At 68.3% G+C, this 12,898-nt stretch carries 12 protein-coding genes; 2 read left to right on the top strand and 10 right to left on the bottom strand.

Annotated features, from left to right (window positions below):
- Window positions 1–15: 15 nt before the first annotated feature.
- The 10 genes from EGM46_RS00610 to lysA form a co-directional block, all read right to left on the bottom strand.
- Window positions 16–708 carry an ABC transporter ATP-binding protein gene (locus EGM46_RS00610; protein ID WP_241156098.1) on the bottom strand — a complete coding sequence of 231 codons (693 nt, stop codon included), beginning with the start codon at window positions 706–708 and terminating at the stop codon, window positions 16–18.
- Window positions 709–734: 26 nt separating this feature from the next.
- Complete coding sequence (locus EGM46_RS00605; protein ID WP_125098228.1) at window positions 735–2,594, bottom strand: branched-chain amino acid ABC transporter ATP-binding protein/permease; 1,860 nt, start codon at window positions 2,592–2,594, stop codon at window positions 735–737.
- A 2-nt stretch (window positions 2,595–2,596) separates the two neighbouring features.
- On the bottom strand, window positions 2,597–3,502 hold the full coding sequence (locus EGM46_RS00600) for a branched-chain amino acid ABC transporter permease (protein WP_125098227.1): 906 nt from the start codon (window positions 3,500–3,502) through the stop codon (window positions 2,597–2,599).
- 70 nt (window positions 3,503–3,572) lie between these two features.
- Entirely contained in the window at window positions 3,573–4,727 is a 1,155-nt protein-coding gene (locus tag EGM46_RS00595) for an ABC transporter substrate-binding protein (RefSeq protein WP_125098226.1), read from the bottom strand.
- A 26-nt stretch (window positions 4,728–4,753) separates the two neighbouring features.
- Complete coding sequence (locus tag EGM46_RS00590; protein WP_206427456.1) at window positions 4,754–5,251, bottom strand: RidA family protein; 498 nt, start codon at window positions 5,249–5,251, stop codon at window positions 4,754–4,756.
- 298 nt (window positions 5,252–5,549) lie between these two features.
- Window positions 5,550–6,104, bottom strand: a complete 555-nt coding sequence (gene pyrE, locus EGM46_RS00585; RefSeq protein WP_125098225.1) for an orotate phosphoribosyltransferase — start codon at window positions 6,102–6,104, stop codon at window positions 5,550–5,552.
- A 69-nt stretch (window positions 6,105–6,173) separates the two neighbouring features.
- Window positions 6,174–6,974 carry an amino acid ABC transporter ATP-binding protein gene (locus EGM46_RS00580; RefSeq protein ID WP_125098224.1) on the bottom strand — a complete coding sequence of 267 codons (801 nt, stop codon included), beginning with the start codon at window positions 6,972–6,974 and terminating at the stop codon, window positions 6,174–6,176.
- On the bottom strand, window positions 6,971–7,954 hold the full coding sequence (locus EGM46_RS00575) for an amino acid ABC transporter permease (protein ID WP_125098223.1): 984 nt from the start codon (window positions 7,952–7,954) through the stop codon (window positions 6,971–6,973). Before EGM46_RS00575 ends, EGM46_RS00580 begins: the two co-directional genes overlap by 4 nt.
- 4 nt (window positions 7,955–7,958) lie before the next feature.
- The gene (locus EGM46_RS00570) at window positions 7,959–8,882 is read right to left on the bottom strand and encodes an ABC transporter substrate-binding protein (RefSeq protein WP_125098222.1); all 924 of its coding nucleotides are present in this window, start codon (window positions 8,880–8,882) and stop codon (window positions 7,959–7,961) included.
- A 50-nt stretch (window positions 8,883–8,932) separates the two neighbouring features.
- Window positions 8,933–10,243, bottom strand: a complete 1,311-nt coding sequence (lysA, locus tag EGM46_RS00565) for a diaminopimelate decarboxylase (RefSeq protein ID WP_241156097.1) — start codon at window positions 10,241–10,243, stop codon at window positions 8,933–8,935.
- A gap of 121 nt (window positions 10,244–10,364) precedes the next feature.
- Between lysA and EGM46_RS00560 the strand changes: the two genes are divergently transcribed.
- Both EGM46_RS00560 and EGM46_RS00555 read left to right on the top strand, forming a co-directional pair.
- On the top strand, window positions 10,365–11,963 hold the full coding sequence (locus tag EGM46_RS00560; protein WP_241156096.1) for a PucR family transcriptional regulator: 1,599 nt from the start codon (window positions 10,365–10,367) through the stop codon (window positions 11,961–11,963).
- Between the two features lie 22 nt (window positions 11,964–11,985).
- On the top strand, window positions 11,986–12,798 hold the full coding sequence (locus tag EGM46_RS00555; RefSeq protein ID WP_125098220.1) for a Sir2 family NAD-dependent protein deacetylase: 813 nt from the start codon (window positions 11,986–11,988) through the stop codon (window positions 12,796–12,798).
- Window positions 12,799–12,898: the final 100 nt, after the last annotated feature.

Below are 12,898 nucleotides of genomic sequence, written 5' to 3'. Positions count from 1 at the left end.
GAGTCCGCGACGTCGCTACTCGCCTTCGCCCTCGGCGCTCTTGCCGAAATAGGCCTCGTGCAGTCGCTCGTCTTCAAGCATCACACGCGCATCACCACCTCCGGAGACCTTAGCGGTTTCCATGAGATAACCACGATGCGCAATTGAGAGTGCCATGCGCGCATTCTGCTCGATGAGCAGCACACTCGTCCCGGCGGCATTGATCTCACTAATGATCTCAAACATTTGCGCGACGATTTTCGGCGCGAGCCCCATCGACGGCTCGTCGAGCATCAGGAGGCGCGGCTGCCGGATCAGCGCGCGCGAGAGCGCGAGCATCTGCTGCTCGCCCCCGGACAGCGTGGCGGCGACCTGATGCTTCCGCTCCTCGAGCCGCGGGAAGCGCGCGAAGACATCCGCGATGCCGGCGCCGAGGTTCGTCTTCGCACCCCAGTGCGCGACCTGCAGATTCTCCAGCACGCTCATGCGCCCGAAGATGTGGCGGCCCTCCGGCACCAGGGAAAGCCCGCGCTTCACCCGCTGCTCCGCGCGCAACCCGGCGATCGAGGCACCCCTGAAACTGATGCTGCCCCGGTGCTTGTTCAGGCCAGCGACCGCACGAAGCAGACTGCTCTTCCCCGCACCGTTCGCCCCGACCACGACGACGAGTTCGCCATCGTCAACGGACAGGCTCGCGTCGAGCACCGCGCGCACCACGCCGTAGCGCACGTTGAGCTCATTGATCTCAAGCATGTTCATGCTGCATCACTCCCGAGGTAGGCCTCCAGCACCGCTGGATTCGTGCGAATTTCGGCGGGGGTGCCGTCGGCGATGATGACCCCGTGGTCGAGCACCACAATCCGATCCGACACTCCCATCAGGAGATCCATGTCGTGCTCGATCAGGATCACGTCGATGCCGTGCGCCCGGATCCGCGCAATGAGCGCGGCCAGGTCGCGGGTCTCGCTCTCGTTCAACCCGGCGGCTGGCTCGTCGAGCAGCAGCACACGCGGCCGGGTCATGAGCGCCCGCGCGATCTCGACCCGCCGCTGCTGGTACGCGTCGAGCGAGGAGGCCCGCCGGTCACGGAACTCCCAGCAGTCCACAAACGCGAGGATCTCCTCCGCCTCCGCGACCGTCACGCGCTCGCCCTGGCGGACGAACGGGAACGGGGAGAGGAACTTGGGGACAAAGCCCGCAAGCCGCGAGTGGCCACCGACGAGCAGATTCTCGAGCACCGTCATGTCCCAGAAGAGCCGCACCGTTTGGAACGTCCGCGCGATGCCACGGGTCGCAACCGCGTTCGATTCGAGCCGCTCGGTGCGCTCCCCAGCAAGCTCGATCGTGCCTGAGGTCGCCCGGGTCACCCCCGAGATCGCGTTCAGCAGCGTCGACTTCCCCGCACCGTTCGGCCCCATCAGACCGAGAACTTCGCCGTGGCGCAGCTCGAACGAGACCGACTCCAGCGCGGTCAGCCCGCCGAACACCTGCTTCATCTCGGCCACGCGGAGCACCGGCTCGCCCGCAGCCGGAGCGTTGTCACCGTGCGCCGCCGGCTCGAGCGTGCCGGCCGGCGGCAGTGCGCCGCCGCGAGCGCGCGTCAGTTCGAGCCGCTTGGAGACGATGCCGCCAGGCCGGAGGATCATCAGCACCACGACGATGAGGGCGAGGATGCCGGTGCGGAACTCCGGGTGGGCCTGGATCAGGGGAATGTCCTTCGCGACAGCCTGGAAGAAGATCCACAGCACCGCGCCAGTGATCGGCCCCCACAGTGTCCCGGCGCCGCCAAGGATCACGAGGCTCAGGACAATGAAGTTGTCCTCGAGCGTGAAGCTGTCTGGGTTGACGAACTGATTCATGTGGGCGAAGAACACCCCGATCACGCCGGCCGTCGCCGCACCGACCACGTAGGCGAGCAGCTTGTAGCGGCGGGTGCGGATCCCGATGGACGCGGCCACGAGTTCGTCCTCGCGGATCGCAACCCAGGCCCGCCCCACCGGCGAGGCGATGAGCGAGGCCAGCGCGACCACGAGGATCACCACGACCGTGAGAATCACGTAGTAGGTGGTCGTGGGAGGGACCGCGCCACCGCTCAGGCTGAGTGAGGGGATGTTGCGAATCCCGACCGCGCCGCCGGTGAACTCCGTCCAGTTGATCGAGACGATGCGAACGATCTCGCCGAACGCGAGGGTCATGATCGCGAGGTAGTCCCCGCGAGCGCGGAGCGTCGGGTAGCCGATGATCGAGCCGGCGATACCGGCAAACACGATGGCGGCCACCACGCTGATTGGGAGCACCCAGGCAAGCGCCGCGGGATTGTCCGCGAGGAGTGACCCAAACGTACTCACCGTGAATATGGCCGCCGTGTAGGCGCCGACGATGAAGAACGCGATGAAGCCGAGGTCGAGCAGCCCTGTGAGCCCGACGAGGATGTTCAGGCCGGACGCGAGCGCGACATAGACGAGGGCGAGTGCTGCCACCCGGATCCACTTGTCACCGGGGAGCACGAGCGGGGCGATGAGCCCGAGCACGAGGAACACGCCGGGCCAGAGCCAACGGTTCAGCCCGAGATCGGGCTTCAGCACGACGATGGGTGTGGTGTGAGTGTTTGACATGATTAGACCTTCTGCACCTCTCGACGGCCGAGCAGGCCCTGCGGGCGGAGCCACAGGATGATCACGAGGATCCCGAACGCGATAACGTCACGGTAGGCGGACCCCTGCGGCACGTACGCGGCCGCGAGCTCCTCGCTGACCCCGAGCACGAGGCCACCGACGAAGGCGCCGGGGATACTCCCGATTCCGCCCAGCACTGCGGCGACAAGCGCCTTGAGCCCGGGGAGAAACCCCATGGTCGCCGCGGCGAATCCGTAGCGCTGGGAGTAGAGGAGGCCGGCGATCGCCGCCATCGCGGAGCCGAGCACAAACGTCGTGGAGATCACGCGATCCACGCCGATCCCCATGAGGCGCGCCGCGTCCTTATCCTCCGCAGTCGCGCGGATGGCGCGCCCGATGGGGGTGAAGCGAATCACCGCCCAGAACGCGAGGGTCACGAGCACCGCAACCGCGAGCACGACGGCGTCGATGGGCTGCACGCGCGCTCCAAGGATCATGAGCGGCGGGCCGAGGTCCGGGCGTTGCACGGGCACCTGCGCGGCACCGAACAGGAAGGTGGCGACCGCTCGCAACAGCATCGAGACCGCGATCGCCGTGATGAGCATCGAGAGGATCGGCGCGCTGCGCAGCGGCCGGTAGGCGATCCGTTCGATGAGCCAGCCGATCAGCGAGCCGACGATCACCCCGATCAGGATCGCGAGCCACGCGGGCAGCGCGGCGCCGTCGACCGACTGTCCCGCGATGACGCTGTTGGTTTGGCCAGCGACGAGTGCGCCGAACGCCCCGAACATGAAGATCTCGCCGAAGGCGAAGTTGACCATGCCGAGCACGCCGTACACGACACTGAAGGCGACGGCGAGCAGCCCGTAGATGCCGCCGACGGCGAGTCCGTTGATGATTTCCTGCATCACATTTCTCCGTAATCTGTGGCGAGGAGGAGCACCGGTGGTGGGGCGCCGTACGGCGCCCCACCCTGGGCTACTCCGTCATCACTACGAACTTGCCGTCCTCGACGCGCTGGAAGGTGAGCTCGCCAACACGGTTGCCCTCGTCGTCGAAGCTGATCGTGCCTGATGCTCCCGCGTAGCCGTCGGTCGCTCGGATCGCGTCGGCGACCGCGGCGCGGTCGGTACTCCCGGCCGATTCGATGCCCTGCGCGGCGACATACGTTGCGTCGTATGCGAGCGCCGCCCAGGAGGTCGGCTCCTTGTCATACTTCGCCGTGAAGGCCTCGACAAACGCTGCGGACTCGGGCCGCGGGTCGCTCGCGGAGAAGGCCGAGTAGACCTCGACGCCCTCGGCATTGTCCCCGGCGAGCTCGAGAAACAGCGGGCTCGCCGCCCCGTCCGAGGCGAAGATGGGCAGCTCAGAGCCCGCGTCACGGACCTGGTTCACGATCTTGCCAGCCTCCGTGTAGAAGCCGCCGATGAACACCGCGTCGGGGGCGTCCTTCAGTGCCGCGTCGACGGTGCTGCCGAAGTTCACGGTGCCCAGCTGGTACGCCTGCGAGCTCGTGATCTCGCCACCCGCCCCCTCGAACGCCTCGGTGAACGAGTCCGCGACGCCCTTGCCGTAGTCGTCCTGCTGATACAGCACGGCGATCTTCTTCACGCCGCGGTGCTCCGCGATGAAGTTCGCGGCTTCCGCGCCCTGGTAGGCGTCGGTGAACACCGTGCGGAAGAAGATATCGCTCGCACCGCTGAGTTCGGGCGACGTCACAGCCGCGGCCACGATCGGCAGCCCGCACTGCGTGTAGATGGGGAGTCCGGAGAGCGCGACGCTCGAAAAGCTGAAGCCCAGCACCGCTGGGATCTCCGCGTTGTCGCACATCTCCTGGGCGATCACTGGACCGTTCGCCGGCTTGCCCTCGTCGTCAACGACCTCGGTCGTGAGGTCACGGCCCAGGACGCCCCCGTCCGCGTTGATCTCAGAAATCGCGAGGTCGATGCCTTCGCGCATCTCGAGGCCGTAGCTCGCGAAATCTCCGGACAGTGTTGCGGTGTAGCCGAGGGGGATGGCCCCCTCGCCGCCCTCGCCGCCCCCGGTGCTTGCGTCCCCCGACGAGCAGGCGCTCAGCGCGAAAAGCGCGGCCCCCGCGGTCAGCGCCAGTGCGGCGCGTCTCCTGCTGCTCATGATCCTCACGTCCCTTGGTCGAACGATCAGTCGATCGTCTCGATCGTCATCCAGTTCTCAAAGCAGTGGTTGGCGGCGAGCGACGTAACGCCGATCGTTGCGCGACCACCCAGGCCGAACTCCTCGCCGAACACATCTCGGAAGAGGTCGGTCGCCCCCGAGGAGACGAGGTTCACATCAACGAAGTCCGGCGCAGCCACGACGAAGTTGAGCGAGTTGACGAGGCACTTCACCCGATCGAGCGAACCGAGCGCGAGGCGCATCGTGCCGAGGCAGTTGAGCGCCGTGCGACGCGCCGCCTGGTAGCCCTCTTCGATCGTCACATCGGCGCCGAGCTTGCCCGCGTGAATCGGCTGGCCGTTCTTCCCGAGCGCGTCCTCAACGTGGCCGGACAGGAACAGCAGATTGCCGGTCTTGTGGAACGCCTTCATCGAGCCGTAGTAGGTCCCGTGGTAGCCGCCCTGGCTGTAATCGGGAATATCGAGACCGAGCTCAGCAACACGGGCTTCAAACGAAACAGACACCATTATCTCCTTCATGAATCTCTTTAACTGTGGAGCCGATCGTGGCGACAACTTGGTCTGACCAAATGACCGACTGACGATGATGCTATCAGCGAGAAGTCCACCGGGAGAAGCGTGGAATGGTGACAAGAATGCGCACAGAAAACTAGAACAAGTCACCAAAACAGCGCGCGTGCGCCACGTGAAATTTCACACAGCGGGCGGCGACGCGGGCGCACACAGAAACGGGTGTGGCCCGGACGCACTGCGTCCGGGCCACACCCGTTCGTTGTTTCGCGCGAGCGCGCGACGCGCTCGCCTACTGCGGCTGCAGCCCCAGATCCTCAAGCCCGATCGCGTAGCGGTACTCGTAGCCGGCCGCCTCGATCCGCTCCTTCGCCGGCGCCTGGCGGTCGACCACCACGGCGACCGCCGCGATCTCAGCGCCGACCTTTTCGAGGGCCTCGATGGCCTGCAGGGGCGAGCCGCCCGTGGTCGACGTGTCCTCGACCACGATGACGCGCTTCCCCTGCAGATCCGGCCCCTCGACCTGGCGGCCGCGGCCGTGATCCTTCGGCGCTTTGCGCACCACGAACGAGTCGTACACCTCGCCGCGCGCGACGCCCTGGTGCATGATCGCGGAGGCGATCGGGTCGGCGCCCATCGTCAGGCCGCCGACCGCAACCACGCCGTCGACGTCGGCGATCAGATCGAGCATGACCTGACCGATCAGCGGGGCCGCGCGGTGATCGAGGCTCAGCTTCCGAAGGTCGATGTAGTAGGTGGCCTTCTTCCCGCTGGTCAGCGTGAAGTCGCCGTGAAACACAGCCTCGCTGGTGATGAGGTCGATGAGCTGTTCGCGCGCGGTCGTCATGTCGAAAATTCTACCGGTCGCCGGGGCCGCGCGTGCCACGTGCACGCCACGCGCGGCCCCAGCGTCCGATCAGGCCACGCTCTCCAGGAAGCTCCGCGTGCGCTGCCTGGACGGGTTGCCGATGACCTGCTCGGGCGGCCCGGCCTCGACAACGACGCCGCCGTCCATGAAGACCACCTGATCCGCGACGCCGCGGGCGAAGCCGATCTCGTGGGTCACGACGATCATGGTCATGCCGTCGCGCGCGAGCTCGCGCATGACGTCGAGCACATCGCCGACGAGCTCCGGATCCAGCGCGGACGTCGGCTCGTCGAAGAGCATGAGCTTCGGATCCATCGCGAGCGCTCGCGCGATCGCGACGCGCTGCTGCTGGCCGCCGGAGAGCTGCGCGGGGAAGTGCCCGGCAAAATCCGCGAGGCCGACCCGGTCGAGGAGCTCCATGCCCCGCTGCTTCGACGGGCCCTTCCCGCGCCGCATCACGCCGACCGGGGCCTCGATGATGTTCTCCAGCGCGGTCATGTGCGGGAACAGGTTGAAGCGCTGGAACACCATCCCGATCCCGCGGCGCTGCTGCGCGATCTGCCTGGGCGACATCTCGTGGGTCTTCCGCCCGGCCTGGCGGTACCCGATCAGCTCGCCGTCGACGATGATCCTGCCGCCGTCGATGGTCTCCAGGTGGTTGACGCATCGCAGCAGCGTCGACTTGCCCGACCCGGAGGGGCCGAGGAGCACCGTCACGGTGCCGGCTGGCACGGCGAGCGACACGTCGCGCAGCACCTGGTGCGCGCCGAAGCTCTTCCGCACGCGCCGGATCTGGACGAGCGCGTCGGTGGCGGCTGGCGCCTGCACGGCTTCCGTCTGCATGCTCATACTCCGATCACCTCAGTTGCTCGCGTTGGCGGGGCGGGCTCCGGTCCGGGCCTCCGCCGATCCAGCACAGCTTTCACACGCTGGAACGGGGTGGGCGGCAGCGTGCGCGAACTCCCCCGGCCGAAGCGCCGCTCCAGGTAGTACTGCGGGATCGACAGCACCGACGTCATGAACAGGTACCACGCGCTCACCACGAGCAGGAGCTCGACCTGCTTCAGGTTCGCCGAGGAGATGATCGACGCCTGCGTGTAGAGCTCGAGCACCGCGATCACCGACAGCAGCGAGGTGCTCTTCAGCATGGAGATGAGCTCGTTGCCCATGGGCGGGATGATCACGCGCATCGCCTGCGGCAGGAGCACACGCCGGAAGGTGTAGAGCGGGGACATTCCGAGGGAGTACGAGGCCTCGCGCTGCCCCTCATCGACGGAGAGCATGCCGGCCCGAACGATCTCCGAGGAGTACGCCGCCTGGTTCAGGGTGAGGGCGAGCAGGCCGGCAACGAGCGGCGTCACCAGCGTGTTCGTATCGATCTGCCAGAACACGATGTCGGTGAGCGGGATCCCCAACCTGATCTGGTCGAACAGCAGCCCGAGGTACCCCCAGAGCACGATCTGCACGAGCACCGGGGTGCCGCGGAACGCCCACACGTAGAACCACGCGACGGCGGCCAGCACCGGGTTGCTCGACAGCCGCATCGCCGCGACCACGATCGCGAGGAACGTGGAGACCACCATCGACACGACGGTGATGAAGATCGTCAGCCACACGCCCTGGAGAATGCGCGGATCGAAGAGGAACTCGCCGACCGTCGCGAAGTCGAGGTTCGGGTTCGTCGCGATGACGATCACGAAGGCGGCGACCAGTGCGATGACGATCACCGCGCTGATCCAGCGCCACGGCCGGCGGAGCGGGATCGCGACGACGTCGTCGTCGGTGGTGAACTGCGCGTCGGCGCGCTCGGCGGTTGCCGTACCGGACATCGGGCTACTTCGCCGTCGCAGCGTTGACCTGGGCGGACTCGACCGCGTACGCGCCGATGTTGTTGCGCTCGAGCACCTGCTGGTACGTGCCCTCGTCGATCAGGGCCTGCAGCGCCTGCGTCACGGCGTCGATGAGCTCGGTGTCGTCCTTCAGGATCCCGATGCCCGAGTAGACCGGGTTGAAGCCGGCGGGGTTCTCGGGATCGCGCACGATCTCGAACGCCTTCCCGTCGTCGGTCGTCGCGACCACGTACTCGGCGACGACCGCGTCAGCGGTGTACGCGTCGCTCTTGCCCGCGCGCAGCGCGGTCTGCGCATCAAGGTCGCTGGGCAGCTCCATGACGGTGATGCCGCAGTCCATCGCGCGCAGCAGCTCGCCCTGGATCGTGGCCTTCTGCACGGACACGGTCTTTCCGCACAGATCCTGCTGCGTGGTGATGTTCGCCGGGTTGCCCGCCTTCACGGCGATCGCGAAACCGCCGTGCGTGTACGCGACGAAACTGAGCGTCTTCTGCCGCTCCTCGGTGTCGTTCATCCCGCTCATGATCACGTCGTTCTTGCCGGCCTGCAGCGAGGGGATCACCGAGTCGAACGCCTGCTTGTTCAGCGAGACATCGATCCCGAGCTTCTGGCCGAGCAGACGAGCAAGCTCGGGATCGAAGCCGATCGCACGGTTGTTGTCGTCGTACATCGCCATGGGCGGGAACGGGATATCGACAGCGACGTTGATCTTGCCCGCCGTCGTGATGTCCTCGGGGAGGAGCTCCGTGAGCTTCGGATCAACCGTCGTGCTGATCTCGTCGCCCTGCGGAAGCTCCGCCTGGCTCGCCGGGGCGGAGGAGGTGTCCCCGCCGCCGCCGGCGCAGCCGGTCAGCGTGAGTGCGAACGCGGCTGCGACAGCCAGCAGGGTCGGAGGTGCAAGTTTCATCGTGATTCCTTCGTCATTGGAGGGGATGTGCAGGGGGGTGGAGGGGTGGGCTAGCCGATGGCCGGCTGGTGCAGGCGGAGCAGGTCCTCGTAGGTCTCGCGTCGCGCGACGAGGCGGCTCTCGCCGTCACGGACGAACACGATCGCCGGGCGCAGCGCCCCGTTGTAGTTGTTGGCCAGGGTGTACGAGTACGCGCCGGTGGTCGCCATGACCGCGAGATCGCCGATGCGCGCTGCGGGCATCTCGGCGCCGTCGACGAGCAGGTCGCCCGACTCGCACTGGCGGCCGACGAGCTGCACCGACTCGGTCCACGGCTCGGTCACCCGGTTCGCGAGCACCGCCTCGAAGCGCTGCTCGGTGAGCGCGACGTCGAGCATGTCGGCCATGCCGCCGTTGACCGCGACGAACGTGTCGCCCGTGCGCTTCACTGAGAGCACGTCGTAGACGGTGACGCCGGCGCGCGCGACAATCGCGCGGCCGGGCTCGATCAGCAGCCGCGCGCCCTCGGGGAGGTGCTCGCGCGCCGCTGCGACGATCGCGTCGAGGTACTCCGACACCTCGGGGGCGTCGTCCTCGTAGGTGTACTTCACGCCGAGCCCGCCGCCGACGTCGTAGGTTGCGAAGTCGCCAGCGGTCGAGATCTTCTCGACGGCCTCGGCGAACTGGCGGGTGTTGAGGATCTGGGAGCCGATGTGCAGGTGCACGCCCTCGAACTCCATGAGCGGGTGCGCGCGCATGCGCTCGATCGCGCGGAGCGCCTGGTCCATCGGGAGCCCGAACTTGGAGCGGTCGCCGCCCGTCGCCTGCGAGGCGTGGGTCTCGGCCTCGACGCCGGGGATGACGCGCAGCAGCAACGCCTGGGGGCGAGTGAGCAGCCGCTCGAGGCGGTCGAGCTCGTCCTCGTTGTCGACGATGATCGCGCCGATCCCCGCGGCAAGGGCCATCTCCAGCTCGGCGTCGGACTTCGCGTTGCCGTGGAAGTGGAGCTTGGCCGGATCGACGCCTGCGGCGAGCGCGAGCTGCAGCTCGCCGCCACCCGCGATGTCGACCGAGAGGCCCTCCTCGTGTGCCAGGCGGTACATGCCGACGATCGGCAGCGACTTCGAGGCGAAGAGCACTTCGGAGTTCGGCCAGCGCTCGGCGAGTCCGTCGATGAAGCGGCGGATCTGGCGGCGGAGGCCGGTCTCGTCGAACACGTGGAGCGGCGTGCCGTACTGCGCGGCGAGCTCCGTGATCGGCACCCCACCGATGGCGAGCACACCGTCGTCGGTGACGCTCGATTCCTCGGGCAGCACGTCCCACAGTTCACCGAGCCGGGTCTGCTCCGGTGCCGGCTGGTGGCTCGTCATGACCTTCTCCATCACTGCTCCTTCTCGTCGTTGCTCACTCACCCTAAGCGAGTTCCGCCGTGCACTTTTTGGAGAAATACATTAATTTGAGAGGGTGAATGCAGCTCCTTCTCCAAGTCCGGCGCAGGCGAGCATGTCGCTCGGCGAGCTCATCAGCGGCATTGGGCCCGACGCCGTGACGGCGCTCGGCCCGCTCGACTCCGGGCAGGCCGTGTCCGGCGCCGAACTCATCGACGCGCTCGACGATTCGCTCGCCGAGCCGGGCCTCCTGCTCCTCCTCCCCGCTGCGACGCGACTCGCGCCCGCGGACATCGAGGGGCTCGCGGCGAGCGCCGCCGCCGCGCAGGCTGCCGGCCTCGCGCTCAAGTGCACGGAGGAGGACGCGGCCGCCATCGCCGCCATCGCGCACGAGACGGGCGTTCCGATCCTCCGCGTGGACGAGCGGGTCAGCTGGCGGCTCTTCGACGCGCTCCTCTCCCGACTGCTCGGCGAGCAGCGCTTCAGCAGCAGCGCGCAGGGCGACCGCGGACCGGAGCCGCTCTTCGCGCTCGCGAACGAGCTCGCGGAACTCTTCGGCGGATCCGCCGCGATCGAGGACCTCGAGCGCCGCATCGTCGCCTACTCCTCGGTGCCTGGGCAGGTGATCGACAGCCTCCGCACGCAGGGGATCCTGACGCGCCGCGTCCCCGAGTCCCCGTTCAACGAGGATCAGTACCGCTCCGTGCTGCGCGCCGACCACCCGATCGCCTATCCGCAGCTCGACGACGAGGAGCCGCGCGCGGCGATCGCGGTGCGGGCCGGCGCGATGCCGCTCGGCACGATCTGGGTGATCAACCCCAGCGCGGATCCCGAGACGCTGTCGCGCGAGCAGATCACCAAGCTGCACGCGGCGGCCGCGGTCGCCGCCGCGCACATGCTCGACGACCTGCGCGCGCGCAACGCCACGCAGCTGCCCCGGGAGGATCGGCTCCGCACCCTGCTCGACGGCACCGAGGTGACGGGCACCGAGCTCGCCGAGCTCGGACTGTCGGAGGAGCGAGGGGCCGCGCTCGTGGTGTTCGCGCCGCCCGGCGAGCCGCACCCGATCACGCTCGCCCAGCTCCGCTCCATTGTGCAGCGGCACTTCGCACTCCACCGGCCCGAGGCGGTCACCGTGGTGCGCGGTGATCTCGTCTACGCGCTCGTCACCTGCGACCCCCAGCACGGCGAGGGCCCGCTCGTCGCGCCGTTCCTGCCGCTCGTTGACCGCCTCATCGACGTTGGCACGCGGGTGGCGCTCCCCGGCGTCGCCCACCGCTCCAGCAGCATCGCGCAGCTGCGCCAGCTCGGCGGGCGGCTCATCGAGGCGGCCGCGCGGCACCCCGACGTCGTCACCGAACGCGTGCTCACCGTGCCGCTGCTCCGCGCGATCCTCACCTTTGAGCGGGTCGGGGAGGTCTTCGCCGCCGAGCCCGAACTGCGCATCCCCGAACTGGATCGGCTCTTCGCCGAGCAGCCGGCGTTCGCCGCGACGCTGCACGCCTGGTGCGCCGCGCTCGGCAACGTCGCGCGCACCGCCCGCGAGCTCGGCGTGCACGAGAACACCGTGCGCCACCGGCTCCAGCAGATCGACGAGCGCTACGAGCTGAGCCTGGGATCGGACGACGAACTGCTCGCCGTGTGGCTCCAGCTGCGCGTCCTCCACGCGCGGAATACCCGCGCACCCAGCGCGTTGACCTCATCGAACACGTAGGCTGCAGGACAAGGGGGCGCTCATGAACCAGGTCACAGAACTCGCGGAACTCTTCAGCGCTGGCCCGGTCGCGGTGCTCACCGGCGCGGGCATCAGCACGGACTCGGGGATCCCCGACTATCGCGGCGCGGGCACCCCGCCGCGCACCCCCATGAGCATCACCCAGTTCACCGAGGACGCCGCGTATCGGCGCAGGTTCTGGGCCGGCGCGCGCGTCGGCGCTGGCCCGATGAGCGCGATCGAACCGAACGGCGGGCACCGCGTGCTCGCCGATCTCGAGCGGGCTGGCCGCGTCGACGGGGTCATCACCCAGAATGTGGACGGGCTGCACCGCCGCGCGGGATCCCGCACCGTCGTCGAACTGCACGGCAGCGGGTCCGCGATCCGCTGCACGGGGTGCGGGGCGCGGTGGACGCGCGCCGAGGTGCTGCACTGGTTCGATGTCGCGAACCCCGGGTACGCGGAGGCGCACGCTGACGCGCCCATCCGACCCGACGGCGACGCCGAGGTGCGCGGGATCGATGCCGTGCGCGTGCCGCAGTGCCCGGTGTGCGGCGGAATGCTGCGCCCCGACGTCGTGTACTTCGGCGAGGTAGTCCCCACCGCGGTGTTCGCGGACGCTGAGCGGCTCGTGAACGACGCGAGCGCGCTGCTGCTCGTCGGCACCTCGCTCGCGGTGAACACCGGCGTGCGCCTGCTGCACCGCGCGGAGCGCCGCGGGATCCCGGTCGGCGTGATCAACCGCGGGCCGACGGCGGCGGATTCGCGCGCCGCCGTGCGCATTGAGGGTGGTACGACGGAGACGCTGACCGAGCTGGCTGCGCTGCTCGGCTAGGGCCCGGGCACACGCACAGGCACAGGCACAGGCACCAAACCGAGCGGAGAAATCTGGGTTTTCGGGGGCATTCCTCGGTTTGCCTCCGAAAACTCAGATT

The sequence above is a fragment of the Leucobacter chromiireducens genome (genome assembly GCF_003917135.1).
Taxonomy (GTDB): domain Bacteria; phylum Actinomycetota; class Actinomycetes; order Actinomycetales; family Microbacteriaceae; genus Leucobacter; species Leucobacter chromiireducens_A.
This window is presented reverse-complemented; position numbering and strand designations above follow the sequence as displayed.